1 pseudogene is annotated in these 1,460 nt (G+C 35.1%); it reads right to left on the bottom strand.

From position 1 onward, the window contains the following. Positions 1–1,460: pseudogene (locus SORDD16_RS05815) on the bottom strand (hypothetical protein); the annotation flags it as partial.

Raw genomic sequence — 1,460 nt, 5'->3', positions numbered from 1 at the left:
TAGAAAATCTATATCCTTTTTATACAAATCTCCTTTGTCGGCAGTTGTATAGTAAATATCTCTTTCATACCAGTTTCTTTGAGGATACTGCTTGGCAACAAACAAAGCTGTCTGCTCTGCATAATTAGTTGTTCTAACTTGACTACCCCGTCCATGATATATAGCAATTCTAGTCATTCGTATGTCCTGCGGAGTAGTACCAAAACCACTGGCTTCTATAACCGCTAAAATATTGTCATTATAAACAGGTTTCCCATAGCTTTTCAATGGCACTTCTCTACCATTGTAGCCAGTAGCAATTTTAGATAATACATCTGCTTTTACCTTTTTAGAATAATATTCTCCTAGCGTTTTATATACTTTTCTTATAGTGACATGCTTCACATCTTTAAGAATAGCATCCTCAGGTACATCAATGACTGCAGCCCCTTTTCCAGTTCCCCACTTTTTGTCATCTTTCCAAATCTCTTTAGCTGGGACAGTTAAACTTTCTGTTATGGTATCAACTTCATTCTTCCATTGTGCGACCAAAACAGAACTTTCCTGTGCTTTAAAATTCCCTCTATTTGCTAAAAATCCATCAACGAAAGTTTTTTTCATTAATCCTACAGACTTCCAATACTTTACTGGTGCAAATAGGATGTAATAATCATGTTCGTTTCTCATAAAATACTTCTCAAACGACCAAACAAATTGATTGAGTAGATCTTTTGCATGACTACTATCCCCAGTAAATTCATCGGACATCAATTTTCTTATGTAGCTATATTTATCTTTAGATTTAACATTTCCTTCTTGAGCACGGGCTAACTCGCTAGAATAAGGTGGATTTTCATAACCAATAATTACAACATCCTCGTCATCTATGATTTCTTGTAATGTATTATGTTTTCCATCTGTTTCCATTGGAATTGACAAGAAATCTTCTGCCAAAGCATCACCACCTGTTACTAAGTTTCCCTTAACAGCTTTTACCATCGAAAGCGGTGGTATGATAGCCCTTACCTTTCCAATATATTTATTATACAAAACAAGCCATTCTTTGATTTCATAAGTATTCAAGACAACATGGCTTAACTCTTCTTCAGTTAAATAATATTCTAATGCCCCTGTACCAGCACACCTATCCAAAATAATATAGTCCTTACCTTTAGGAAGACTGCTAATAGCTTTACGAACAAGTTTTGTAGCTTCTTTAACATAAGGTAACGGTGTATAGAACGCTCCTAAATCTTTTCTATTTGCTGGGTCATTTAAGGCATCCATCACGGTGTCGAAATCGCTTTCGTCTCCACACCAAGGTAAGATATAGTTTTCGACTATTGAATTAGATGGTTGTCTTAGCATCTCAAACATTTGAGATTTTGTTGTTGTTTTATCGTGACGGTATATGTAGTTCGCCCACCCTAAAATGTTTGGAAAATCAATTTCAAACTTTTGATACTCGTCTATTTGAAATA

It is taken from the genome of Streptococcus oralis (assembly GCF_001578945.1).
Taxonomy (GTDB): domain Bacteria; phylum Bacillota; class Bacilli; order Lactobacillales; family Streptococcaceae; genus Streptococcus; species Streptococcus oralis_Q.
Note: the sequence above shows the minus strand (reverse complement) of the source record. Positions and strands in the feature narration are given on the sequence as shown.